This is a genomic window from Ruegeria sp. YTSA105 (genome assembly GCF_059610225.1).
The window spans coordinates 91360-115070 of the sequence record NZ_JBXWNE010000002.1 but is presented as its reverse complement, the minus strand read 5'-3'; the positions used below and the strand labels follow the sequence as shown (position 1 = coordinate 115070).

The 23711-nt window shown below is 57.6% G+C and carries 24 protein-coding genes; 14 read left to right on the top strand and 10 right to left on the bottom strand.

The genetic code is table 11. The features are described 5' to 3' along the window. Positions 1 to 122 precede the first annotated feature (122 nt). From AC2FH2_RS03200 to AC2FH2_RS03190, 3 genes are all read left to right on the top strand, one after another. The gene (locus AC2FH2_RS03200; RefSeq protein ID WP_142633381.1) at positions 123 to 1004 is read left to right on the top strand and encodes a DMT family transporter; all 882 of its coding nucleotides are present in this window, start codon (positions 123 to 125) and stop codon (positions 1002 to 1004) included. 124 nt (positions 1005 to 1128) lie between these two features. Beyond that, entirely contained in the window at positions 1129 to 2406 is a 1278-nt protein-coding gene (eno, locus tag AC2FH2_RS03195) for a phosphopyruvate hydratase (RefSeq protein WP_496701208.1), read from the top strand. A 273-nt stretch (positions 2407 to 2679) separates the two neighbouring features. Then, a complete protein-coding gene (locus AC2FH2_RS03190) occupies positions 2680 to 2847 on the top strand; it encodes a hypothetical protein (protein WP_185956604.1) in 168 nt (55 codons plus the stop codon). Positions 2848 to 2898: 51 nt separating this feature from the next. Here AC2FH2_RS03190 and AC2FH2_RS03185 read toward each other — a convergent pair whose 3' ends face one another. The 3 genes from AC2FH2_RS03185 to mazG form a co-directional block, all read right to left on the bottom strand. Next, positions 2899 to 3348, bottom strand: coding sequence for a GNAT family N-acetyltransferase (locus AC2FH2_RS03185; RefSeq protein WP_142633385.1), 450 nt, complete (start codon positions 3346 to 3348; stop codon positions 2899 to 2901). After that, positions 3345 to 4286, bottom strand: a complete 942-nt coding sequence (locus AC2FH2_RS03180) for a nucleoside hydrolase (RefSeq protein WP_496822830.1) — start codon at positions 4284 to 4286, stop codon at positions 3345 to 3347. Before AC2FH2_RS03180 ends, AC2FH2_RS03185 begins: the two co-directional genes overlap by 4 nt. Positions 4287 to 4349: 63 nt before the next feature. Continuing rightward, positions 4350 to 5207, bottom strand: a complete 858-nt coding sequence (mazG, locus tag AC2FH2_RS03175; RefSeq protein WP_496823043.1) for a nucleoside triphosphate pyrophosphohydrolase — start codon at positions 5205 to 5207, stop codon at positions 4350 to 4352. A 66-nt stretch (positions 5208 to 5273) separates the two neighbouring features. On the opposite strand from mazG, the gene AC2FH2_RS03170 reads away from it, so the two are divergent. The 4 genes from AC2FH2_RS03170 to AC2FH2_RS03155 all read left to right on the top strand — a co-directional run bounded on the left by AC2FH2_RS03170 (position 5274) and on the right by AC2FH2_RS03155 (position 8900). After that, complete coding sequence (locus AC2FH2_RS03170; protein ID WP_142633389.1) at positions 5274 to 6437, top strand: M20 aminoacylase family protein; 1164 nt, start codon at positions 5274 to 5276, stop codon at positions 6435 to 6437. 12 nt (positions 6438 to 6449) lie between these two features. Next, positions 6450 to 7415, top strand: a complete 966-nt coding sequence (speB, locus tag AC2FH2_RS03165; RefSeq protein ID WP_271947448.1) for an agmatinase — start codon at positions 6450 to 6452, stop codon at positions 7413 to 7415. Between the two features lie 63 nt (positions 7416 to 7478). After that, positions 7479 to 8426: an agmatinase gene (gene speB / locus AC2FH2_RS03160; RefSeq protein ID WP_281971979.1), complete on the top strand. Its 948-nt coding sequence runs from the start codon at positions 7479 to 7481 to the stop codon at positions 8424 to 8426. A gap of 69 nt (positions 8427 to 8495) precedes the next feature. Beyond that, the gene (locus AC2FH2_RS03155) at positions 8496 to 8900 is read left to right on the top strand and encodes a DUF1499 domain-containing protein (protein ID WP_496712993.1); all 405 of its coding nucleotides are present in this window, start codon (positions 8496 to 8498) and stop codon (positions 8898 to 8900) included. On the opposite strand, the gene AC2FH2_RS03150 is transcribed toward AC2FH2_RS03155, so the two are convergent. Next, positions 8841 to 9128: a hypothetical protein gene (locus AC2FH2_RS03150; protein ID WP_142633397.1), complete on the bottom strand. Its 288-nt coding sequence runs from the start codon at positions 9126 to 9128 to the stop codon at positions 8841 to 8843. The two genes, AC2FH2_RS03155 and AC2FH2_RS03150, sit on opposite strands and share 60 nt — an antisense overlap. A 63-nt stretch (positions 9129 to 9191) precedes the next feature. Here AC2FH2_RS03150 and prfA point away from each other — a divergent pair, with 63 nt between their 5' ends. The 3 genes from prfA (at position 9192) to AC2FH2_RS03135 (ending at position 11902) form a co-directional block, all read left to right on the top strand. Beyond that, positions 9192 to 10247 (top strand): peptide chain release factor 1, encoded by a 1056-nt coding sequence (prfA, locus tag AC2FH2_RS03145; protein WP_496749623.1) that lies wholly within the window; start codon positions 9192 to 9194, stop codon positions 10245 to 10247. Further along, positions 10244 to 11089, top strand: a complete 846-nt coding sequence (prmC, locus tag AC2FH2_RS03140; protein ID WP_496788386.1) for a peptide chain release factor N(5)-glutamine methyltransferase — start codon at positions 10244 to 10246, stop codon at positions 11087 to 11089. Before prfA ends, prmC begins: the two co-directional genes overlap by 4 nt. A 237-nt stretch (positions 11090 to 11326) precedes the next feature. Further along, positions 11327 to 11902 (top strand): DUF4167 domain-containing protein, encoded by a 576-nt coding sequence (locus AC2FH2_RS03135; protein WP_496691122.1) that lies wholly within the window; start codon positions 11327 to 11329, stop codon positions 11900 to 11902. A gap of 59 nt (positions 11903 to 11961) precedes the next feature. Here AC2FH2_RS03135 and rsmA read toward each other — a convergent pair whose 3' ends face one another. The 5 genes from rsmA to lptG form a co-directional block, all read right to left on the bottom strand. Further along, positions 11962 to 12804, bottom strand: coding sequence for a 16S rRNA (adenine(1518)-N(6)/adenine(1519)-N(6))-dimethyltransferase RsmA (gene rsmA / locus AC2FH2_RS03130; protein ID WP_496822829.1), 843 nt, complete (start codon positions 12802 to 12804; stop codon positions 11962 to 11964). Between the two features lie 84 nt (positions 12805 to 12888). After that, entirely contained in the window at positions 12889 to 13851 is a 963-nt protein-coding gene (gene pdxA / locus AC2FH2_RS03125) for a 4-hydroxythreonine-4-phosphate dehydrogenase PdxA (RefSeq protein WP_496822827.1), read from the bottom strand. Then, the gene (locus AC2FH2_RS03120) at positions 13848 to 15101 is read right to left on the bottom strand and encodes a peptidylprolyl isomerase (RefSeq protein WP_496822825.1); all 1254 of its coding nucleotides are present in this window, start codon (positions 15099 to 15101) and stop codon (positions 13848 to 13850) included. Before AC2FH2_RS03120 ends, pdxA begins: the two co-directional genes overlap by 4 nt. Beyond that, positions 15092 to 17254: an LPS-assembly protein LptD gene (locus AC2FH2_RS03115; RefSeq protein ID WP_496822824.1), complete on the bottom strand. Its 2163-nt coding sequence runs from the start codon at positions 17252 to 17254 to the stop codon at positions 15092 to 15094. The genes AC2FH2_RS03120 and AC2FH2_RS03115 overlap by 10 nt, the downstream gene beginning before the upstream one ends. Next, a complete protein-coding gene (gene lptG, locus AC2FH2_RS03110; RefSeq protein ID WP_142633419.1) occupies positions 17254 to 18354 on the bottom strand; it encodes an LPS export ABC transporter permease LptG in 1101 nt (366 codons plus the stop codon). The genes AC2FH2_RS03115 and lptG overlap by 1 nt, the downstream gene beginning before the upstream one ends. Positions 18355 to 18600: 246 nt before the next feature. Between lptG and AC2FH2_RS03105 the strand changes: the two genes are divergently transcribed. From AC2FH2_RS03105 to AC2FH2_RS03095, 3 genes are read left to right on the top strand one after another with little or no spacing between them, the layout of a single operon-like run. After that, positions 18601 to 20067, top strand: coding sequence for a leucyl aminopeptidase (locus AC2FH2_RS03105; RefSeq protein WP_496822822.1), 1467 nt, complete (start codon positions 18601 to 18603; stop codon positions 20065 to 20067). A 4-nt stretch (positions 20068 to 20071) separates the two neighbouring features. After that, positions 20072 to 20530: a DNA polymerase III subunit chi gene (locus AC2FH2_RS03100; RefSeq protein ID WP_271947429.1), complete on the top strand. Its 459-nt coding sequence runs from the start codon at positions 20072 to 20074 to the stop codon at positions 20528 to 20530. A 29-nt stretch (positions 20531 to 20559) separates the two neighbouring features. Continuing rightward, entirely contained in the window at positions 20560 to 21606 is a 1047-nt protein-coding gene (locus tag AC2FH2_RS03095; protein WP_142633424.1) for an aldo/keto reductase, read from the top strand. 68 nt (positions 21607 to 21674) lie between these two features. Here AC2FH2_RS03095 and AC2FH2_RS03090 read toward each other — a convergent pair whose 3' ends face one another. Continuing rightward, positions 21675 to 22661, bottom strand: coding sequence for a GlxA family transcriptional regulator (locus tag AC2FH2_RS03090; RefSeq protein ID WP_496822820.1), 987 nt, complete (start codon positions 22659 to 22661; stop codon positions 21675 to 21677). Positions 22662 to 22792: 131 nt separating this feature from the next. Here AC2FH2_RS03090 and bcoG point away from each other — a divergent pair, with 131 nt between their 5' ends. Beyond that, positions 22793 to 23707 carry a 3-dehydrocarnitine:acetyl-CoA trimethylamine transferase BcoG gene (bcoG, locus tag AC2FH2_RS03085; RefSeq protein WP_142633428.1) on the top strand — a complete coding sequence of 305 codons (915 nt, stop codon included), beginning with the start codon at positions 22793 to 22795 and terminating at the stop codon, positions 23705 to 23707. Positions 23708 to 23711 lie beyond the last annotated feature (4 nt).

Sequence of the window (23711 nt, the reverse complement as noted above, 5' to 3'; positions counted from 1 at the left end):
CGAACGGCCTGCGCACGGGAATTCATGATTCTCAGGCGGATATTGCTTGCCTGACCGCCCGGCATCGGCTTTTGCTTGGATATGACCGGCTGAACGCGCCGCAATATTCTACGGACAAAACTATGAACAACGTGAACGGCATTTTGCTGGTCGTCGGCGCAATGGCGGCCTTTGCACTTGAAGATATGTTCATCAAACATCTGTCGGTCACAGTGCCAACAGGACAGATCATGGTTCTTTTGGGCCTTTCCTGTGGTCTGGTCTTTGTTGGTATGGCGGTGTTCACCCGCAAACGCATCTTTGATGCTGCCGCGTGGCAGACTTTGCCCCTGATACGTGCGCTCTGCGAGGGGTTCGGGGCCGTGGCTTTTGTGACCGCGCTGTCTCTGGTCGATTTGTCAACGGTTGCCGCGGTGTTTCAGGCAATGCCTTTGGTCGTTACAATGGGGGCGGCGTTGTTCCTGGGCGAGCAGGTTGGATGGCGGCGATGGAGCGCAATCGGCGTTGGTTTCATCGGTGTTCTCTTGATCATCCGACCGGGGTTGGACGGGTTCCAGCCAGAAACCCTTTTCGTCGTGGCCAGCGTTGTGGCTATTGCCGCCCGCGATCTGATCACACGCAGGCTGGATGTGCGTGTGGCCTCGGCAGTAGTTGCGATGCAGGCCTATGGGGCGGTTACCATTGCCGGTTTTGTGCTGATCTCAATGGCCGGCCAGCCGGTCGTTGCACTGAACCAGGCGCAATTCGGGCCGTTCCTGGGCGCGATTGGATTTGGTGTTCTGGGGTATTACGGGATTGTCAGCGCAATGCGGATTGGCGATGCTTCGGCCCTGACCCCGTTCCGATACACCCGGCTGGTGTTTTCTATTGCGGCCGGAATGCTGATGTTCGGGGAACGCCCGGATATGATGACGGTTGCCGGTGCATCGCTGATCCTGGGGTCGGGGCTCTATACCTTCCTGCGCGAACGAAGCCTGGCGCGGTCACTGGCTGTCGCGGCCTGACGGATCGTCGCAGGTTTGCGCAAACAGGCTCTCAGATCTGTGTTAGCGATAACATGAGTGGTTTACTTTTTGCCCTATACTGATATGAGGCTGGCAACTGATTGCAGCCACAGGGACGGGCCTCATGAGCACCATCATCGACATCCATGCACGCGAAATTCTGGACAGCCGGGGCAACCCGACCGTCGAAGTGGACGTGATCCTGGAAGACGGCACCATGGGCCGTGCCGCCGTCCCGTCAGGTGCCTCGACCGGCGCCTATGAGGCGGTCGAAAAGCGTGATGGTGACAAATCGCGCTATATGGGCAAGGGCGTGCTCGAAGCGGTTGCCGCCGTAAATGGTGAGATCGCCGAAGAACTGGTTGGGTTCGACGCGACCGAGCAGGTGGCGATCGACCAGACTATGATCGAACTGGACGGCACCGAGAACAAAGGACGTCTGGGCGCAAACGCCATTCTGGGCGTTTCGCTGGCAACGGCCAAGGCGGCAGCGGATTTCACCACACAGCCGCTGTTTCGCTATGTCGGCGGCACCTCGGCCCGTATCCTGCCCGTGCCGATGATGAACATCATCAACGGTGGCGAACATGCCGACAACCCGATCGACATTCAGGAATTTATGATCATGCCGACCTCGGCGGCGAATATCCGCGACGCGGTGCGCATGGGGTCCGAGGTGTTCCACACTTTGAAGAAAGAGCTGTCGTCGGCAGGTCTTGCCACAGGTGTCGGCGACGAGGGCGGCTTTGCCCCCAACATCGCCAGCACGCGCGAGGCACTGGATTTCATTCTGAAATCCATCGAAAAGGCGGGCTACAAGCCGGGTGAGGAAATCCATCTGGCTTTGGACTGCGCCGCGACCGAGTATTACAAAGACGGCAAATACGTCCTGTCCGGTGAGGGCAAGAGCCTGACCTCGGAAGAAAATGCCGACTATCTGGCCGCTCTGGTCAAAGACTATCCGATCATCTCAATCGAAGACGGCATGTCTGAGGATGATTGGGACGGCTGGAAAGCCCTGACCGACGCCATCGGCGACAAGGTGCAACTGGTGGGCGACGATCTGTTCGTCACCAACCCCACGCGACTGGCGGAAGGGATTGAACGCGGCTGTGCCAACTCGATGCTGGTCAAGGTGAACCAGATCGGATCGCTGACCGAGACGCTGCGCGCCGTCGATATGGCCCATCGCGCACGCTATACCAATGTGATGTCGCACCGCTCGGGCGAGACCGAAGATGCCACGATTGCCGATCTGGCAGTGGCCACGAATTGCGGTCAGATCAAAACCGGATCACTGGCGCGGTCAGATCGGTTGGCCAAGTATAATCAACTGATCCGTATCGAAGAATCTCTGGGTGAGATTGCCGAATACGCAGGGGCCTCAATCCTCAAGCGCTGAAACCTGTAAGCCTGAATTTTGATTGCCTGGCCTGTGGAAATGGGCCGGGTTTTTTTGTGTTGGATTGTAGGTTTTGCCCATGTCTAAATCTCAAACCGGCACTTTAGCATGATTGCGTCAGAAGAAACTTGGGAGGTTATGAATAGTATTATCTAGATATATTAATGACTTATATATGGGTCCTGCGCTGGCGATCCTTATGTGTGAACTTTTTCCTTTTTGTTCTGTAGTGCGCATTCGTATCATATTGAAATAACAGATAAGGGGAACACTATGAATGGTTCGAAACTTCTTCTGGTAGCGTCTGCACTCAGCACTGTATTTCTGGTTGCTTGCTCAGAGCCTGGAACATATCCGATCACCGGTACGGCAGTGTCCCCTGACGATCCGGTGGCAAACCTTGAAGCACCGGTTTACATCCGTCGCGGTGAGGCCCGGTAGGGTCTTCAATCTTTCGCGGGTGGCCTTGTTGTTCAGCCACACAGAAATGGATCAAAGGGTTTTGCTCATCAGCATATAGCGGTCACGAGGCTTGAAACCTGTGCGTAGATACAGTTTCTGTGCCGTCTCGTTTGTACGATCGACTTCAAGATGCAAGGCTGTGAGCCCCGCGCTCGCCAACGCCTTGGGCAAATCCAGCAAGACTTCAGACGCAATTCCGCGCCCTCGCACGGCAGGACGAATATAGATCTCATCCACGAATCCATCCATGCCGCCGAATTCAACCGACCACCCAAAGGTCAGGATGACATAGCCCAAGGGTGCGCGACCGGGGCCAATCAGGTAGATGCACCCAAAAGGTATTCCCTCGAGAAGAGGGGCAAGCGCATTGCGCGTCTGATCGGCATCCTGGGTAATGCCTTCTTCGGCGTGAAAGGCGGCGACCAGACCAACCAGACGTTCCAGATCCTCGGGGCGGGCAAGGCGAAGTGCGGCGCTCATAGTCGGGCCAGCCGATCCGTGAGCAGATCAAAAAACCCGCCAGCGTCAATTTCTCCGATGAACAGGGCGTTGGGTTTTCTGTCGGTAACACCCCACCAATCGGCAACTGTCATGCCCAAGGTCAGCTTTGATTGGGTCTCGACCTCGACATTCACCAGCCGCCCGGTAAACAGTTCGGGCTTGATAAGATAGGCTGTCACGCAAGGGTCGTGTAGCGGAGCACCTTCCGAGCCGTATTTGTTTTTGTCGAACCTTTCAAAGAAATCGGTCATCTCGGCCACCGCGACACCGGCCTTGTTTCCAATTCTACGGAAGGCATCGTTGCGCGTCTTGGTCACCAGAGCTTTATGCGTGACATCAAGCGACATCACCACAATGGGACTTCCAGATTTGAACACAATATCAGCGGCTTCTGGATCGACGTAAATGTTAAATTCGGCGGTTGGGGTGATGTTTCCAACTTCGAAATATGCCCCTCCCATCAAAACGATCTCTTGAACCCGGTCAACGATGTCAGGCGCTTTGCGGAACGCTGTGGCGATGTTGGTCAATGGCCCAAGGGGACAGAGCGTAACGGAGCCTGGTTCATGCGCGCGCAACGTGTCGATGATGAAATCGACGGCATGTCCTTCGGACAGCGGCATCTGCGGATCCGGCAGAACCGGCCCATCCAAGCCAGTTTTGCCATGCACATGCTCCGCTGTGATAAGGGGGCGCTCTAACGGGCGGTCGCATCCGGCATAGACGGGGGTCTGGGTATGGCCAGCCAGTTCACAGACAATACGCGCGTTTTTGGCGGTCAGCTCTAAGGGTACGTTGCCAGCGACTGCGGTAATGCCCAAAACCTCAATTTCGTCGGGGCTGGCAAGCGCCAGCAGAATGGCGACGGCATCGTCCTGTCCCGGATCGGTGTCTATAATGATTTTGCGAGCGGGCATGATCGTCTCCGGAGGTCGTGAAGGTGGGACACTCGCAAGTGTCCGAGAGCTTGTCTAGCGGTTTTACATTCCGGCCTCGGCCTTTGCCGGCGGGAGTTTGCCATTGGCCCGATGTTCCTCGATCTTCACCTCGTCCCAAAGCGCGTCCATCTCTTCCAGCGTGCTTTCTGTTGGGGTTTTTCCCCGTGCAGCCAGGCGCGACTCGACCTGCTCGAACCGGCGGGTGAACTTGGCGTTGGTCCGACGCAGGGCGGTTTCGGGCTCGACCCCAAGATGGCGGCCCAGATTGACCATAACGAATAGCAGATCGCCGAACTCATCCTCTAACGCATCCGCATCCATGCGGTCGCGTGCCTCTTCCAGCTCGGCAGCCTCTTCGGTAATCTTGGCCAGCACATGGCTGGCATCGGGCCAGTCGAATCCAACACGAGCGGCACGTTTCTGCAATTTGAGAGCACGCAGCAGGGCGGGCAGGTTGGCGGCGACACCGTCCAACGTGCCTTGTTGTTCTTTACCAGCACGTTCGACTGCTTTGATGGCTTCCCAGTCCAGTGTTTGCTGCTCTGCCGATTTGTCGCGGGATTCGTCGCCAAAGACATGCGGGTGCCGGGCGACCATCTTGTCCGACATGGTGCGCACCACGTCCTGAAAGGTGAAATGCCCGGCTTCTTCGGCCATTTGTGCATGAAAGACAGACTGGAACAGCAGATCCCCAAGTTCGCCCTTCAGCTCATCATAAGCCTCACGTTCGATGGCATCAGCGACCTCATAAGCCTCTTCGATCGTATAAGGAGCGACCGTGCCGAAATCCTGCTCAATATCCCATGGGCAGCCAGTTTGAGGGTCGCGCAGTCGGCGCATGATCTCTAACAAGCGTTCGATGCCAGCATCGCTGTCATGGATCAGAGGATTTTCGGCCATTGCGAACCCTTTCGTTCCGGTGTCAGATGCATCCATTCCGCAGTCACGATCAGGAGTCCACCCCAGATGCCCGTCGTCAACCGAATTGCCGATTTCTCTGCCGATATGGCCGCATGGCGCCAGCATCTGCATACGATCCCCGAGCTTGCATTCGAATGCCACGAAACCGCGGCCTTTGTCGCTGATCGACTCCGTGAGTTCGATGTGGATGAGGTGCACCAAGGGATCGCCACTACTGGGATCGTTGCGATCATCAATGGCCAGGGTGAGGGGCCGACGATAGGTCTGCGCGCTGATATGGACGCTTTGCCTATCCCCGAGGAAACAGGGGTCGCGTACCAATCAACCAAGCCCGGAAACATGCATGCCTGCGGTCATGACGGGCACACCACGATGTTGTTGGGCGCGGCGCGCTATTTGGCGGAAACCCGAAATTTCCGTGGACGCGTGGCGCTGATCTTTCAACCGGCCGAAGAAGAGGGTGGTGGCGCGGGCGTCATGGTCGAAGAGGGGATCATGGACCGGTTCGACATTTCCCAAATCTATGCATTGCACAATGCGCCTGGAATTCCCGAAGGATCCTTTCAGACAACCCCCGGGCCGATCATGGCTGCTGTTGATACGTTCGAAGTTCACATTCAGGGCCTTGGTGGCCATGGTGCCATGCCGCATGAAACCCGGGATCCGGTGATGGCGGCCTGCGGTATCGCCCAGGCGATTCAGACCATCGTCAGTCGTAACAACTATGCTTTGGACAGTCTGGTGATCTCGGTCACGCAAATCCATACCGGCACCGTGAACAACGTGATCCCCGATACCGCCTTTATCAACGGCACTGTGCGCACTTTTGATCCGACTGTGCAGAAAATGGTGATGGAGCGGATGGAACAGATCGTACAAGGACAAGCCCAATCCTATGGTGTCGAAGCGCGGCTGGACTATGAGGTCAACTATCCTGCAACAATCAATGACGCCGACAAGACTGGTTTTGCCGCAGAAATCGCGCGTGATGTTGCCGGTGCAGATCGCGTGATGACCAATGTCGACGCGATGATGGGGGCCGAGGATTTTTCATACATGCTGCAGTCGCGCCCCGGCGCTTACCTGTTTCTGGGGCAAGGCGAGGGGGCCGGATTGCATCATCCGAAATACAACTTCAACGACGACATCGCGCCGGTTGGGGCGTCTTTCTTTGCGCGGATCGTCGAAAAGGCCCAGCCTTTGGGCTGACAGGAGAAAGACATGGCACTGGAAGATTCAAAGAATTTCGTCGATGAGGCGTTTACCAATCCTGAACTGAAAGGCGTCTCGTACGAGAATACTTTCGGGGGGGCGATGTCATTTTTGCGCCGCTTGTATACCAAGGATCTGACCGGGATCGATATCGCCGTAACCGGCGTGCCATTTGATCAGGCGGTGACGAACCGCCCCGGTACGCGTCTTGGGCCACGCGCCATCCGCGAGGCCAGCACGTTGCAATCCCCGGATGAGCCTTATGGCTGGCCGTTTGATGCGCTAAGCGAATTGGCAATCGTGGATTATGGGGACATGGCTTATGACTACGCCAATATACCTGCCTTTCCGGACACATTGACGGACCACATTCGCACAATTCTCAACGCTGACGTGGCCTCGGTGACGCTTGGTGGGGACCACTATATCAGCTTTCCGATCCTGAAGGCCTATGCCGAGAAATACGGGCCAATGTCCTTGCTGCAATTTGATGCGCATACGGATACATGGGCTGACGACGACATGTCCCGCGTGGATCATGGGACCATGTTCTACAAGGCGGTCAAATCAGGGATAGTGGACCCCAAGCGTTCCGTTCAGGTGGGTATTCGTACGACGAACGAAGATACTTTGGGGGTCAACATCATTGACGCTCGGGAGGTGTACGAGTCCGGTCCCGCCGCCGTGGCGCAAAAGATCAAAGGCATTCTTGGTGACAACCCGGTTTACCTGAGCTTCGATATCGACGGTCTGGACCCGGCCTTTGCGCCTGGCACGGGAACGCCGGTCTGGGGTGGACTGAGTTCGATTCAGGCTCAGATCATCCTGCGCGACATTGCTGGGATTAACATCAAAGGCGGGGACGTGGTCGAGGTTTCGCCGCCCTATGACACCTCAGGTGCGACAGCGATTGCAGGCGCACATGTGGCGACGCAAATCATTTGCCTGCTGGGATGGAACAAGCTGAATCCTTAACCTTTGGTTAGCCATCTTTCCGGTATCAGGTTAGCAGCAGGGCAGGACGGAAGACATAACGGCATGACACAATTCAACCAACCAATCAGCGGTAACGATCTGGCGCGTTTTTCCGGCCCAAACACGTTTATGCGCCTGCCGCAGGCGGATACGTTGGCCGGATTGGATGTGGCCGTAATAGGCATCCCGATGGACATTGGCACCTCTTGGCGGTCGGGGACACGGTTCGGACCGAAACAGATCCGCAGCGAAAGTGCGATGCTGCGGCCTTACAATATGGCCACCTTTGCGGCCCCCTTCGACAGCCTGCAAATCGCCGACATCGGCGATCTGGCGATCAACACCTTTTCGCTGTCCGACAGCCTGAGGATCATCAAGGAAAGCTATGACGCGATTCTGGCGCAGGGTGTGACACCTGTGGCGATGGGGGGCGATCACTCGATCACCTTGCCGATCCTGCGGGCCATAGCCGCGAAACACGGGCCTGTGGCGCTGGTGCATGTGGATGCTCATGCGGATGTGAATGATGAGATGTTTGGGGAAAAGGAAACCCACGGCACCGTTTTCCGGCGCGCCTATGAAGAAGGGCTGATCGTGCCGGACAAAACCTTTCAGATCGGCATCCGAGGCTCTGGCTATGCGGCATCGGACTTTACCGAGGCCAAAGGGTGGGGCTTTCGCCAATACCCCGCATGGGAGCTTTGGCAGCAGAACCTGACGGTCATGGGCGCGCAGATACGCAATGAGATCGGGGATCATCCGGTCTATATCACCTATGACATTGACAGTCTGGACCCGTCTTTCGCCCCCGGAACCGGCACGCCCGAGATCGCCGGGTTAACCACACCGCAAGCGTTGCAACTGATCCATGCCCTGGGCGGGACAAATGTGGTTGGGTGTGATCTGGTCGAGGTTTCTCCGCCGTATGATCCCTCTGGCAATACGGCGCTGACCGCTGCCAATCTGCTGTTTGAACTGCTGTGCATATTGCCCGGAGTGACGTCACGGTAGGGATCACGGCAGTCTCTTGTTTGCTATGCGGAACTGCATATGGTTCCGCAATCTAACAGAGTGGAAAAGATGAAAATGGCGCTGTGGCTGATTGCTGGTCTGATTGTCCTTGTGGGGGCGTATATACGGCTTGCGCCATCTGATCCCGCCATCTGGCACAATACCCCCGTCGGCGACGCGAACAGGGACCTCCGTGGTGGCGTCGTGCGAGTACTTGAAACGGGGCCGGACGGGTTGGCGCAGTTGAACGAAATCGCTGCGTCCGCTCCGCGTACAAAGGTTCTGGCCGGGTCAATTGATGACGGGATGGTCACCTATATCACCCGTACCAAAGTGATAGGTTTTCCAGATTACACAACCGCCCAGCAGAACGGCGATACACTGCGCATCTATGGCAGGTTGCGCTTTGGTCGCTCAGATTTTGGGGTAAACCGAAACCGCGTTGATGGCTGGCTCGCGCGGATGCAGCCCTGAGGACAGGCATCCTTCCTGTACCTCGCGCCACATCGGAACGTTCAGTGACATCTGACATTGTGCAGTGAAAATGCGACCGTCGACCTGCAGGCAGATCATCTCACCCAATTCAACGCGTGACCCGGATTTGTCAGTGCAATAGCAGTCCTGTACCTTGCCGCCGGGACCGACGACATCGGCCATCACGGGCGTCGCAAAAAGCGATAGAACCAGAACCAACCGTCTCATGCGGGGCAGCTTAGCATACGGACAGCCCTTGACCATAGCCCCGGATTAAGAGACACCGCCCGGATGATCCCCGAAGAACGCCTTGAACAGATAACTCAGCGATTCCAATACCTCGAAGCAGCCATGGCAGATGGTGCTTTGGGCGGCGATATTGCTGTGCTGGCCAAGGAATATTCGGACCTCAAGCCCGTGGTCGATCAGATCATGGCATGGCGCCAGCTGGTCACTGACCTTGCCGAGGCCGAGGCGATGCTGGCCGATCCCGATATGAGGGAACTGGCCGAAGAGGAAATCCCCGACCTGCAGGCCCAAATTCCCGGTGCCGAACACGCCCTGCAACTGGCCTTGTTGCCTAGGGATGCAGCCGATGCGCGCCCGGCCATGCTGGAAATCCGTCCTGGAACCGGCGGTGATGAGGCCGCGCTTTTTGCGGGCGATCTGCTGCGCATGTATCAGCGGTATTCCGAAGCGCGCGGCTGGAAATTCGAGATCCTCGAAGAGCAGGCGTCGGATCTGGGCGGCATCAAAGAGGTGGTTGCCCATATTAAGGGCGACAACGTCTTTGCCCGTTTGAAATACGAATCCGGTGTTCACCGGGTGCAGCGGGTGCCAGAAACCGAAAGTGGCGGGCGCATTCATACATCGGCAGCGACCGTGGCGGTGCTGCCCGAGGCCGAGGATGTCGATATTCAGATCGACGCCAATGATATCCGTATCGACACGATGCGCAGCTCGGGTGCGGGTGGGCAGCACGTGAACACCACCGATTCGGCCGTGCGGATTACACACTTGCCCACCGGGCTTGTGGTGACCAGCTCCGAGAAATCCCAACACCGCAATCGCGAGATCGCGATGCAGGTTCTGAAGACCCGACTCTATGATCAGGAGCGTCAGCGGATTGACAGCGAACGCTCGGCAGATCGGGCGAACCAGGTCGGGTCTGGCGACCGGTCGGAACGGATCAGGACCTATAATTTCCCGCAAGGCCGCATGACGGACCACAGGATCAATCTGACGCTGTACAAGTTGGATCAGGTGATGCAGGGCGATCTGGATGAGGTAATCGACGCATTGACCGCGGATGATCAGGCGCGTCTCCTGGCCGAGATGGCGCAATGACCGGCGGCCAGACAGCGGCTCAGGCCATGGTGGCCGCTACGGCAAGATTGCGTGCGGCTGGTGTGGCTGATCCGGCGCGGGATGCGCGGGTTCTACTCGCCCACGCCGCCCGGATCGAAGCAAGTCGCGTGACACTGATTACACCCGAAGAGCTTTTACCGGATATTGCTGAGCGATACGAGCAACTGATCTCGCTTCGGGCCATTCGTGTGCCCGTTTCTCATCTGTTGGGGGAACGTGAGTTTTACGGCCGTCGGTTCAAAGTTAGCCGGGACGTGCTGGATCCACGCCCGGAAACAGAGGTTCTGATCGAGGCCGCGCTTAGCGAACCCTTTGACTATGTCCTCGATCTGGGGGTTGGATCGGGGTGCATCCTGATCACATTGCTGTCCGAACGCACCAGTGCATCGGGTATTGGTGTGGATCTGAGTGAGGCGGCCTGCCTACAGGCCAGTGCAAATGCCGTGCAACACGATGTTCAGAACCGGATCGAAATTAAGCAATCCGATTGGTTTGGAGACATTGAAGCTAAATTTGACCTGATTGTTTCAAACCCGCCCTATATTTCCCTTCCGGAAATGGACACCCTGGCACCTGAAGTGCGGGACCATGAGCCGCGGATGGCATTGACAGACGAAGGTGACGGCTTGGGGGCCTACCGCAGGATTGCTGCCGCCGCCCCGGATTTTCTATTGCCCCATGGTCGGTTACTTGTCGAAATCGGACCCGAGCAAGGGCAAAGCGTCGCGTCTTTGTTTGACGCAACAGGATTGACAGACGTACGGATCATTCCCGATCTGGATGGTCGCGACCGCGTCGTTTTCGCCAGAATGCCTTCATGACGGAACGTTCTGAGGCCGAAATGCGCCGATTGATATAAAAAAGGTACAAAAATTGGGACAAACCTCTTGTCTGCACGCTCTGGACGTGTTTACTCAGGTGTAGTCAGAGAGGTTGACGCTGTTACAGCGGGCCCCTGACGCCAAGCCCAAAAAAGCCGACATCGTGTCATAGCTAAGCCCTTGAGCAGTGCAAGACGCGAACTGATCGGCAGCGAACGACAAGGCTGACTAAAGTAGATGAGATCTTCCAAATCCCGCTCTCGGGCAAAGAATAACCGCAATCGTCCTTCTGGCGGCAACGTCGTAAACCGAGTTTTCGACAGTTCGGGCCCAGAGGGCAAAGTGCGTGGCACGCCGCAACAGATTATTGATAAATATAATCAGCTTGCACGCGATGCTCAGTTGTCTAACGACCGTGTAGCTGCCGAAAACTTTCAGCAGCACGCCGAACATTACCTGCGTTTGCTTAGCGAAGCCCAGCGTGAAATGGATGCACGCCGTGAGGAGCAAGAGCGTCAGAATCGCGAACGCCAGGCTGAACGAGATCGTGAGCGTGCCGAGCGTCAGGAACGCGAAACCGTCCGCCAGTCGGATCCCGCTGAGGCACCTCAACCTGATGTGATGGGGTTTGCCGCTGACGCAGCTGCTCCGGAATCCGGGCTTGTAGAAACGCCTGAAAGCAAAAGCCCTGAAGAGGCCGAGAAAAAAGAAAAACCGGCCCGTCGGCCTCGGGCGCGCAAGCCCAAAGCCGCACCTGCTGCGACTGAGGACGCGCCCTCCGGCAACGGTGATACGCCTGAAGCGGCAGAGTAAATCAGCCAGTATAGAAAAGAAAAACCCTGCGGTCTGTTAGGCCGCAGGGTTTTTTTGTTTCAGGATCTTTTGACTTCGCGGGCCAATGCGCAGAACGCTTCTAAAGGCACTTGTTCCGCACGTTCAGTGGGTTTGATCCCGGCGGCTATCAGGCGGTCTTCGATATCGGGTGCGACGCCTTTCAGTGAAGCCCGCAGCATCTTGCGGCGCTGATTAAATGCGGCGGCAACCACGCGGGACAGTGTGGCAGGATCAGCCGGATAGCGCGGTTGCGACAGGGCGATCAGGTGGACCACGGCGCTTGAGACCTTGGGGGGCGGGGTGAACGCTCCGGGTGGCAGTGACATGGCGATGCGCGCGTCGGCCCGCCATTGGGCAAGGATGGCTAAGCGACCATAGGCTTTTCCGCCGGGTTGGGCGACGATCCGTTCCGCCACTTCGCGCTGAAACATCAGGGTCAGGCTTTGCCAGAACGGAGGCCATTGCGGCGGGGTCAGCCAGCGGACCAGCAACTCGGTGCCGACGTTATAGGGCAGGTTCGCCGCCACACGGATCGGTGGTGTGAGATGCACAAGCGGATCAATCTCAAGCGCGTCACCGTTGATGACCTCAAGCCTACCGGGATAGGCGGCGGCGATGTCGTTTAGGGCAGCGATACAGCGTGTGTCTTTTTCAACTGCGATAACCTTGCGCGCACCTTCTGAAAGTAGCCCACGGGTCAGCCCGCCGGGGCCGGGGCCGATTTCCAGAACATCGCATTCCGCAAGATCTCCGGCCTGCCGCGCGATCTTGGCGGTCAGGTTCAGGTCCAGCAAAAAGTTCTGGCCTAGCGACTTGCGAGCCGAGAGTTGATGCGAGGCGATAACCTCGCGGAGAGGGGGAAGGTTGTCGATAGTGCTCATGATCCGATCACCGTGGCGCGGTTTGATAGGAGAGCGCCAGAGAATTTTTACCTCTGGCCGGGATATTTACAGCCCGCTGAAGGATCAAGAGCTTTGTGCCATCTGCTGGGCAAGTTTCAGCGCTTCGATCAGGCTGGTCGGGTTTGCAAGGCCTTGCCCCGCAATGTCCAGTGCAGTCCCGTGATCGGGTGAGGTTCGGATAAATGGAAGGCCTAGTGTGACGTTCACACCGCGATCGAAATCCAGCGTCTTGATCGGAATCAGAGCCTGATCGTGATACATGGCGATGGCGGCGTCATAGCGCGCGCGCGCTGCGGCGTGGAACAATGTATCCGCGGGGTGCGGGCCGGTTACGGTATACTCTTTGCGGGGCAGCTCCGCGATCAGCGGCGCAATCCAGTCCAGTTCTTCTTGTCCCATCTTGCCGCCTTCACCGGCATGCGGGTTGAGGCCCGCGACGGTTATCCGCGGGGTGGCAATACCGAACTGTGATTGTAGTCCCTGGGCGGTGATTTCGATGGTTTCCCGCAAAAGCTCGGGCGTAAGCTCGCAAGGAACGCGTGAGAGCGGGATGTGGATGGTTGCTGGTACAACGCGCAGCTGGTCGCTCGCCAGCATCATCACAACACGTTGGGACCCAGCCAAGGCGCCCAGAAATTCAGTATGGCCGGGGAATGAGAAACCTGCCCCGTCGATAAGTGCTTTCTTGTGGATCGGTGCGGTACATAGCGCCGATGCAGAACCGGACTGAACCAGCGCCACGCCGGTTTCAATGGCAGTTACAACTGATCTGGCGTTGGCTGGATTAGGGTGCCCAGGCCGGTTAAGGGCTGGAAAGTCCAGTTGCAGTACGGGCAGGGCAGAGCCACAAATCTCGACCGCCTGAGAGGCGTCGCTGATCTGTACCGACGGTGTCTCGGGCGGCAAATGCGCGGCATCGCCAATATAGAAGAAAGGGCAGGTGGTTCTAAGGCTGGCCCAGGCTTTTGCGGCGATCTCGGGCCCAATTCCGGCCGGATCGCCGCAGCTGAGCGCGATTGGCTTCATTGTTCAACAATAGTTGCGTCGGCACGCATTTGCCCCAACAGGCTTTCTGCAAGTGTTTGCAGCCTTTGCTGAGTCAGAGCATTGGCGACATCTGCACGCGTTGTCTCTTCGCCAAGGTTGCGGGTACGTGTGCACAACATCACAAAAGCCAGTGTTTGGCCGTTGTTGCGGGTCAACGTGGTTGAAACTTCGTTCAGGTCCAGTTTGGCCAGTTCCAATGCGATATCGCGCGGGATTTCCGACGGTTTGCTGACATTCCGCTCTAAGACTTCTGCTGGCTTGTTTTTCACGATACCGTACAGATCATCGCAAGTGTCTATTTCTTCTTTCAGCTTTTCGGCTGCGGCCAGTGTTTCCGCACTACGACCACCGGGCATGTAATAGACAGCATAGTCGATCTCGGAATAGGTGGGCGTACTCGCAGCGGTCTCACGCAAACCGCGCATCTGAAACAGTGCAACGGCATTGGGCAGCGGAATGGGCTGGGTGACGTCACCATTTTTGAGCCCGATGATGACCGGCTGCAGCGCCGGGGGCAGATCGGTCAAGTTCAACCAGTCAAGGCGCCCCCCATTGGTGCGAGTTCCGGCCGCCGAGTACTGTGTTGCGGCGGTTGAAAAGGAATCATAGCCCTCGATCAAGGCGATCTCTTCGGCCAGCAGTTGAACCTGTGGCAGGTTTTGTTGGTTCACAGGAATAATGATTTCCGAAAGAAGGACTTGCAGGCCGCCACTTCCAGATTGTCCAAGTGCGCGATTGATCTCGTCTTCCGATGGTCTCGCCTGCGACAGAAAACGCGCGCTGACGAATTCACGCCAGGAAATCTGATCCTTGATGAAATCCCGAACCGTCTCACGGTCAACACCGGCATCCGCCAGAAGCTGCAGGAATTCGTCGCTCGAAAGCTGACCGCGGGCTGCAAATTGGTCTATTCCAACCTGAACGTCTTCGGGGGCGACCACGATTCCAGCGTCGCGCATCGCCTGTTTGCGCAGGCGGTCGTCTATCAGAGCTTTGCGCACGTCTTCCTCGGTTGCGCCGGGAACACCCAGAATCGAGAGGAATTGCAGGCGCTGTTCCAGCTCATACCAGGTCACGATGTCTTGATTGACCTTTATGGCAGGCGAGAACAGGTTCTGCGCCACTGCCTTTACAGGTGCTATGGCAATCGAAACTGCAACCAGTGCCGGAGCAACCAGCCCGATATGGCTGGAACGAAAGAAACGTGAAAAACCTGTTATCAACTGCATCTTCTCTTGTACTGTTTGCCGCCACCTTCGACAGAATATCCTGTCAGAGCTACGGTAAAGCCGAATTCGGTCGAAGGCTCAATACTTGATGACGAGGTATAGCGCCTGCTGACCGACATGTTAACCTGAACACACTCGTTCCGGTACGTGATACCCAACCCATATCTGATCGGTTCAGATTCGCTCAGGTCATACCGCGCCTGAGCACGGGTTTGCCAGTTCTGATCGATGTCGTACCGCCCGCGCAACCAGATCTCAGAAATCTCATCGTCGACATTTTCTGCGGGATCGGGTTCTTGCCAGACATAGCTTCCGCTGAGGGCCGTTGTTTCCTTTTGCCATGCTGCACGCAGCTCGGCCTTGGCAAAGCTGAAATCTCCGTTCACCAAACCTCGCCCGGCCAGAGACCACCCGTTGGGCGTTTCAAGTTGTCCGGCGATCAACACATCGGACGATGTGCCCTGAAGGCCCGATGTAAGGTTAAAGTCGGGATCAGCATCCGCACGAAAGACCTGACCGATCGTGGCACGCGCTTGCCAGCCCCTGGAGCCATAACGCGCCCAATTCATCCCAACAACGCCGCTGACCCCATCTTCGCGCCTGTCCTCGGCAGGGAATCGGGACAGGGATAACAGGTTACCCTGGTCAAACTCCTGAAACGTACTTTCGTCGATAGGAACATCATTGTCGGAGACATGCGTCCACCCGATCTGCGCGATGGGTTCCAGCAACTGGGTTGCGCCCGACGCCTCGTGGCGAGTCATTGGAAGGCGCAGCGTCAGTGCGGCGCGCGGGGTCGTGCGGGTCACCTGATCGGGATAGGCGCTGTCGTGGCGGATATTGAACGTGTCGATTGACGCGCCTACTTGGGCATCTGCACGTAGCCCCCAGCCCAGTATCCAGCTGCGCAGCCATTCGGTATCGAAGGTCGCTCGGGCAACATCGCGCCCGATAACGTCCTCATTGCTCGTTCTTTCATGGGCATGGCCGATGAAAGCCATCCGCACCTCTCCTCCGACAGCTGCCGGGAAGAAGCGTTTGCGATAGTTCAGGTCGAAGATGCGAGAAGGAATCTGATCCTGATCCTCGCTATCTCGCAAGGTTTTATAGTGGTTTAGGCTGGTCCGGAAAGCGGTATCGCGCTTGATCCTTTCCAGGGCAATTTCGCTGCGCAGACGGTCAAAGTCGGGCAGGCCGTAATCAGCCAGATAGGAATCGTCGGACGTGGTTCGAATGTTGAAGGTCAGGCGATAGTCGTCCGGCAGATCAAACCAACCGTTGGTAAAGAAATATCCGCGCGCCTCGTCCCGTTGAAGGTCATCGCGAGTATGCGCGCCTTCGATTTTGATCCGTCCGTTCTTAAAGGCCTGACGATAGCGATAGCCCAGAGTTCTGGTCTTGCCGGAAAGGTAAGGTGTCAGCGTGAGGTCCTTATGATCTCCAAGCTTGAAGAAATAGGGAACCTTTATGCCTGTGCCCAACTGCGAGGTGGTGCGGACCGATGGGACCAAAAAACCAGTCGCCCGGTCCAGCGTTGGATCGGGAAGACGCAGGTAAGGGAAATAGAAGACCGGCACATCCAGCACCCGGAATTGCGCACCTTCGAAATAAAGCTGTCGTTCCAACTGATCATGGGTCACCTTGCGGGCACGGATTTGCCAGAGCGGTGGCCGCCCATCCGTGCAGACATGGCAAGACGTCGCCGAGACTTTGCTGAACTGGGTGTATCTGCCGCCAGCACGTGTCGCCTGCACCGAGGCAATTTGCACCTGTTGGTCGAACACCATTCGGGCGCCGATCAAAAGGCCGTTGAGCAAACCCCGGTCGAGTTCTGCGGAATCCGCCAGAACTGTCGTTCGATTGCCCTGATCAATCCGGATCGGTCCTTCCAGTGTAAGCTCACCGCTTTCGCGGTCGTACAAAATCCGACTGGCCGTCATTTTGACGTCACCCTGAAACGCTTCGACATTGCCCTCTGCGATCAGCACACGCTCTGGGGTTATGAAAATCTTGTCGGCGACAAGTAAGGCTGGTGGCTCTTGCTGGGACGCGTCCGTCGTTTGATCCTGTTCCGGCAAAGTCTGGGCCAGGACACCCGAAGGCAAAGACAATGCAACCGCACCCGAGAGCAATAGCAGAGCGAATTTGCGCATCAGCCATCCTCCGCGTGCAACAGCAGGCCAAGAGAAAGAAGGATGGCTGCAAATGGCGGGGCCCAGGCTGCAACGAAGATAGGCAACTGACCGTTTTCTCCCAATATTTGCGCGAAATTACGGACGAAATAGATGGCGAAGCCCAGTAACACGGCCGTCAGCACCGCAATTCCGGTGCCGCCGAACCGGACATGCCGCATGGTAAAGGCCGCGCCAATCAAGACCATTGCGACCAGAAACAGAGGTCTTGCCAGTTGGACCTGAAACCAGACCTCGTATTGCTTGGTCGAAAAGCCCGCCTCGCGCAGGTCTCGGATCAACTGGGGCAAATCGTAGACAGACATCGAATCCTGGTTGGCCAGCCTGTCCAGAATGCGCTGACGTGTCAGGGTGGTCGGAATCTCCAGACGATCATGCTCTTTCGAGCCAGCTTCGGGATTGATGCCGTTCATAAGCGGCCAGATCTTGGCATCCTGTAAAACCCAAAAACCGTCTTCCAACTTGGCCTGTTTGGCAGAGATTTGGCGTGTCGGCTGACCAATCGCGTCGAATGTTATTATGGTGACGTCCTTCAACAGCAGGGTGTTACCGTTTGACGTTCGGCGCGCGTGGACAACCGATTGGCCCTCTTCTGTAGCTTGCCGTAACCACAAACCCTCACTGCTGATCGAAAGAGCTGAGCTGGTGCGGTTACGGTAGGAATCGGAAAGCCGTTGGAATTCTTCGGAAGTTGCGGCAGCAAACGGGTTAAGCACCGCAACCGCCAAGGCTCCGATCAACAGGGCCAAAGTTACAGGTGCAAGCAGGACGCGAATTCCAGATCGCCCGATCGAGCGCGTCACCACCAATTCCGAGCTGCGCGCCAATCCGATGAACAACGCAATCGTGGACAGGATGATCAGCAGGGGCAGCATCTCACCGATGGCGGCGGGCGTATTCAATAGGGTCAGATACAAAAGCCGGCCAAATGACAGATCGACCTCATCAAAGCGCCGTACCTGTTCAATCAGATCGATCAGAATCATCAGCGTCAAAAAGATACAGCCAATGACCAGAAAGCTCTGGGTGAACCGGCGGGCAAAATATCGATCCAGGATCACAAACGCGCCCCCGGCATCACTGCGTTGCCTGCAGCGGGGGCCTTGAAGTTAAGAGAATCAGCGGTACATGCGCCAGCGCGCAACGGCCTATGCCTGCCCCGATTTGCCAATTCGCCCTCCCGCTCTCCGACCCTGCCGGAACTTTTTCCGCGACTGTAATGCAAATGCCCGGCGGGGAAAACTGCTATCTGGTCAATGCGGTCGCCGCGGGCTAGGTCTTGGGAAACAGATTTTCAGGAGTTCCCAATGAGCAGTCTTGTTCCAATTCAGTTTAAGGTTTTTGACGTGGACGTGATGGCGCAGACCAAAGGGCGCGTCGTGATTATTGTCTCGGATGAAGGCAAGATGAACCCAGCCGCACGCCGCGCCAACCGTCTGACCCGGGGCGCAGTCGCGCGACTTGTCGAAAGCGACCGGTTCGAAAAGGTGAAATCCGGCGATGTAGTCTCTCTTGCCTGGCCAGGCGGAATGGCCGCTGAAGCGCTTGATATTCTTGTGCTTTCGCGCCGTGCCGATGCTGCAGAGGCACGCAAGGCCGGGGCGAAGCTGGCCAAATTGTCTGATCACCAGCCCTTGTTGGTCATGGCCGGAAATCAGGCTCGGACCGAAGAACTGGCATTGGGGATCGTTTTGCGCAGCTATGATTTCGATGCCCATAAAACCCGAGATTCGGATGAAGCCGGATCAGTAACAATCAGTCATCAGAAACATGATGAGGTCGAAGCCGCATTTGTACCGCTGTATGCGATTGCCGATGGCGTTCGGATGACACGGGACCTGACCAATGAACCCGCCAATGTGCTGACAACGACCGAATTCGCGGATCGTTTGTCCGAAATGAAGGCGCTTGGCCTGGACGTCGAAGTGCTCGACGAAGACAAACTGGCCGAATTGGGTATGCGCACCTTGTTAAGCGTCGGGCAGGGCTCGGTCAGCCCGTCGAAGGTTGTGGTGATGCAGTGGAATGGAGGCGACAAGGATGATGCGCCGCTGGCGCTGGTGGGTAAGGGCGTCGTGTTTGACACCGGCGGCATTTCCTTGAAACCCGCTGCAGGCATGGAAGACATGACTATGGACATGGGTGGGGCAGGTGTCGTCGCCGGCACCATGCGGGCGCTGGCCAAGCGCAAGGCCAAAGCCAATGTCGTGGGCCTTGTCGGGCTAGTGGAAAACATGCCTTCGGGCAATGCCACGCGCCCCGGCGATGTCGTCAAGTCGATGAAGGGCGACACGGTCGAGGTCATCAATACCGACGCCGAGGGCCGTTTGGTCCTGTGTGATGTGATGTGGTACGCGCAAGAGCGGTTTGCCCCCGTGGGCATGATCGACCTGGCAACATTGACCGGCGCGATCATCATTGGGCTTGGGCATGAGAATGCCGGTGTCTTTTCGAACAATGACACGTTCTGCAACGCCTTCCTAAAGGCTGCCGGGGCCGAGGATGAGGGCGCATGGCGGATGCCGCTGGGCAAAGCCTATGACGAGCAGCTGAAATCGCGCATCGCCGATATGAAGAATGTCGGTGGACGACCTGCCGGATCCATCACTGCTGCGCAGTTCCTGCAGCGGTTCGTGAAGGACGAAACCCCCTGGATCCATCTGGACATTGCTGGGGTGGCTTCGATTGCAACCGAGACATCCTATGCGCCCAAAGGGGCCACCGGTTGGGGTGTCCGCGCACTGAGCCGGTTCGTGCAGGACAATTTCGAATAATCCAATGGGCGCCGTTTATTTCTATCACCTGACCCGCCAACCGCTGGAAAACACCTTGCCCGTGTTGCTGGACAAGGCGCGGCAGGCCGGGTGGAAGATAGCCGTGCGGGGAACTGATCCCGCACGGATGGATTGGTTGGACGAAAAGCTGTGGCAGGGCCCCGAGGAAGGGTTCCTGCCACATGGCCGCACCGGGGGGCCGCATGACAGGGACCAGCCCATATTGCTGACGACAGGGGCCGAGGCCGCAAATGATCCGGCTTGCGTGATGGCTGTTGATGGTGCCGCGGTTGAACCCGAGGAAGTGAACGCGCTGGAACGCGTGTGCATCCTGTTCGATGGGAATGATGATCAGGCTCTCCAACATGCCCGCGGGCAATGGAAAACACTGACCGGGGCGGGCTGTTCGGCGCAATATTGGTCCGAGGAATCGGGCCGGTGGGAAAAAAAAGCCGAGGCATAGGGCCTCCGCAGATTTCAGGAGAATGAGCGATGGAAATGAAGCCCCTGGGCCGTACTGGAATCATGGTGACAGACCTGTGTCTGGGTACGATGACATTTGGTACGCAGACATCCGAGGCCGACGCGCATACTCAGATGGACATGGCACTTGATGGGGGCATTAATTTTGTCGATGCCGCCGAGATGTATCCGGTGAATCCCATCTCGAAAGAGACGGTGGGCCGGACCGAAGAAATTCTGGGCAACTGGAACGCCGCCAACCCGTCACGGCGTGGTGAATATGTTCTGGCAACCAAGCATTCTGGGGCAGGGTTCGCACATGCGCGCGATGGCGCACCGATTTCACCGCAGACAATCCCCGAGGCGGTCGAAGGTTCCTTGCGCCGACTGCAAACGGATTGCATCGACCTTTATCAGTTTCACTGGCCGAACCGCGGCAGCTATATGTTCCGGCAAAACTGGACCTATGCGCCTTCGGGGCACAATACCGATGAGGTTCTGGACAATATGCACGAGTGCCTTGTTGCCCTGAAGGAACAGGTCAACAAAGGAAATATCCGAGCGTTTGGCCTTTCGAACGAAAGCGCTTGGGGCACCGCTCAGTGGTTGCGGATCGCCGAAGCCACCGGCACGCCCCGCGTGGCATCGGTTCAGAATGAGTATTCTTTGATGTGCCGGCATTTCGACACCGATATGGCCGAGCTGAGCGCGCATGAGGATGTGGGGCTGATGGCCTTTTCACCGCTTGCCGCCGGATTTTTGACCGGGAAATACCAAAACGGCATGGTGCCCGAGGGTTCGCGGATGTCATTGGTGCCTGAGGTGGGTGGACGTCATCGCAGACGGGCATTTGAGGCGGTTGCGGCCTATCTAGAGATCGCTGACCGCCACGATCTGGACCCGGTCCATATGGCGCTGGCCTGGTGCCGGACGCGGCCCTTCATGATGTCGGCCATTTTCGGCGCGACAACGGTGGCGCAGCTTGGGCATATTCTCGACGGTAAGGAACTTCGCCTTTCTGGGGAAATTCTGACTGAAATCACCGAAGCGCATCGCGCGCATCCTATGCCGTTTTAGGGACGCTGGCCTCGTCTCCGCAGGCGGAGCCTCCCCCGAGGTATTTCAGCCAGATGAAGCAGATCCGCTTAGTGATGGCTGGGTTGTGCCCTGTCTTGCCTCAGGTCCCGGGCCGAAAGGCCGTGCGCTGTGCGAAAGGCACGGGAAAAGCTGGATTGCGAGGCGAAACCCGTCGCCAGAGCCACATCCATCAGTGACATATCGGTGTCCGTCACCAATCTGCGCGCCTCGGCCAGTCGGAGCTGCAGGTAATGGTCCTGCGGCGTGGTGTTCAGGCGCAGGCGGAATTGCTGTTGCAGGGTGCGTGAACTGGTGCCCAGGGTTTCGGCGATATCTGCCAATGGCATAGGGTCGTCCAGTGCGGATTGCATCAGCGTATTGGCTTTGGCGGTCAAAGCTGTGTGGCGGTGCGGCGCACCGGTGCGGCTTTGTGGTTTTGTGGGATCAGGCGCACCGTCATAGAGGAACAGACCCGAGACGCGGGCGGCAAATCCGGCGCCATGGCGGGCGGCGATGATATGCAGCATCATCTCGACCGCTGGGATCGCCCCGCCCGAGGTCAGGCGGCCTTCAGAAACGGTAAACCGGTCAGGGCGCACGTCCACTTCGGGGAAGCGAGCAGAGAAGTTCTCCAAATCTTCCCAATGGGTGGTGGCGGCGTGGCCGTCCAGCAGGCCTGCCTCGGCCAGCAGCCAAGGACCGCCATCAATACCTGCCATTGTGGCGCCGGTCTTGGCGATGCGGCGTAGGCCGGCCAGCAGGCTGGGTGTGGCATGGCGGGCCAGTTGGAACCCGGCAACGACAATCATCAGATCGCAGGATTGCAGCCGGGCCAAAGGTACACCCGGAACCGAAAGCGCACTGGTCAGCATGGCCGGTTCAGCAGTGGCTGTCACATAATCCCAGTCAAAGGCCGGACGATCCGCCAACCGATTGGCGGCACGCATTGGATCAACGGCCGACGCAAAGCTGAGCGTGTTGCATTCGTCCAGCACCAGCACAGCCGTTTTCAGGGCACGATGTTCGGGCTGCAATATGTTTTTTGCGGATTTCATCAAGTTCGATTCGCATTCTGACAAGTGTTTGACCAAAGCTGCGGCAAACTCGGGGGCGAAAGCAAATCGGAATCCGTGGAGAAGCCTGGGGAAAACTCAGGGTTAACCGGGTATAAGCTGGGGAGAACGCCATGCCTTTGGAAATGAACCGCGAAGTCTTCATTACATGCGCCGTCACAGGCTCGGGTGGGACGCAGGATCGCAGCCCGCATGTGCCGCGTTCGCCAAAGCAGATCGCCGACAGCGCGATAGCTGCAGCCAAGGCAGGGGCAGCGGTGGTGCATTGCCATGTGCGCGACCCTGAGACCGGAGCGCCTTCGCGTGATCTGGCACTGTATCGTGAGGTCACAGATCGCATTCGCGATGCCGAGGTCGACGCCGTGCTGAACCTGACTGCTGGCATGGGTGGCGACATGGTGTTTGGCGGTATCGAAAACCCGCTGCCGCTGGCCGAGGCGGGAACTGATTTGGTTGGCGCGACCGAGCGTGTGGCCCATGTGGCCGAATGCCTGCCGGAAATCTGCACCCTCGACTGCGGCACCATGAATTTTGCCGAGGCCGATTATGTGATGACCAACACGCCGGGTGCGTTGCGCGCGATGGGCCAGATGATGACCGATCTGGGTGTAAAGCCGGAGATTGAGGCCTTTGATACCGGCCATCTTTGGTTCGCCAAGCAGTTGGTGAAAGAGGGCGTTTTGGAACCGAACGCTCTGGTTCAGCTGTGCATGGGCGTGCCGTGGGGCGCGCCGGACGATCTGAACACCTTCATGGCGATGGTGAACAACGTGCCGGACGACTGGACCTTCAGCGCCTTTTCACTGGGTCGGAACGAGATGGCCTATGTGGCCGCCTCGGTTCTGGCGGGCGGCAATGTACGGGTCGGGTTGGAGGACAACCTGTGGCTGGACAAAGGCGTGCTGGCCGAGAACTGGCAACTGGTTGAACGCGCGGGCAGCATCATCGAGAACATGGGTGCGCGCGTGATTGGCCCCGCAGAAGTGCGTGAGAAGCTGGGCTTGGTGAAGCGGGCGCCGAAAAGCTAGGCGC